The sequence below is a fragment of the Rhizomonospora bruguierae genome (assembly GCF_018397995.1).
In the GTDB taxonomy this organism is placed as follows: domain Bacteria; phylum Actinomycetota; class Actinomycetes; order Mycobacteriales; family Micromonosporaceae; genus Rhizomonospora; species Rhizomonospora bruguierae.
Genome location: NZ_BBQH01000173.1, coordinates 1 through 765 on the forward strand (window position 1 = coordinate 1; position 765 = coordinate 765).

The following is a 765-nucleotide window of genomic DNA, read 5'->3' on the forward strand; positions in this document are numbered from 1 at the left end:
TCGTTTCAAGATCATGAGCGTGGTGTGAGCGGCGGATCGCGGTCTGGCCACAGTGGCGTGTCGCGAGGCAGGGTGGGGACGAAGCTCCGGTAGGACGAGGACTTCTCACAGAACCTTGTTCTTCAACGGAGCTTCGTCGTGGTGCAGTGTGTCATGCCCGACGCCGATGTGGCGTCGGTCGCTGGTGTTCCGGTCGGCCAGGCGTGTGGTGACCTGCTCGAACTGCTGGCCGGCGTGTCGGATGGCCGGTCGTCGCAGGGCCGGGACCATCCGGCCGCGGTGGTCCTGGCGCTGGTCGCGGCGGCGAGGGTGGCGGGGATGACCGGGTACACGGCGATGGCCGGCTGGGTGGCCGACGTGCCGCCCGCGGTGTTGACCGATCTGTACCTGCGGGCTGGTGCGTTGCCGGTAGGCCGGCCGTCGCGGTCGACGATCTGGCGGGTCTGCACGGATACCGACGCGCAGGCCTTGGACACCGCGATCGCGGCGTGGACGGCGGCCCGCCGGTCCGGTCCGGCTCCGGTCACCAGACCGCGCAACACCGCTGAGCGGACACCGGACCCGCTGCCTGCGGACCTGCTCCGCTTGGACGGCAAAACCGTACGCGGGGCCGTCAACGCCGACGGTGGCCAACTGCACCTGCTGGCCGCACTGGCCGGTAGCACCGAGCCCGGGACACCGGCGGTGGTGATCGGCCAGACCGAGGTGACCGGGGCCAAGACCAACGAGCCGGCAACCGCCCGTGACCTGCTCACCAGCCTCAAC

At 70.5% G+C, this 765-nt stretch carries 1 protein-coding gene; it reads left to right on the top strand.

Annotated elements, in window-relative coordinates; genetic code table 11:
- Positions 1 to 153 precede the first annotated feature (153 nt).
- A partial coding sequence (locus KJS59_RS31655; protein ID WP_249715208.1) for a transposase family protein occupies positions 154 to 765 on the top strand: 612 nt, incomplete at its 3' end.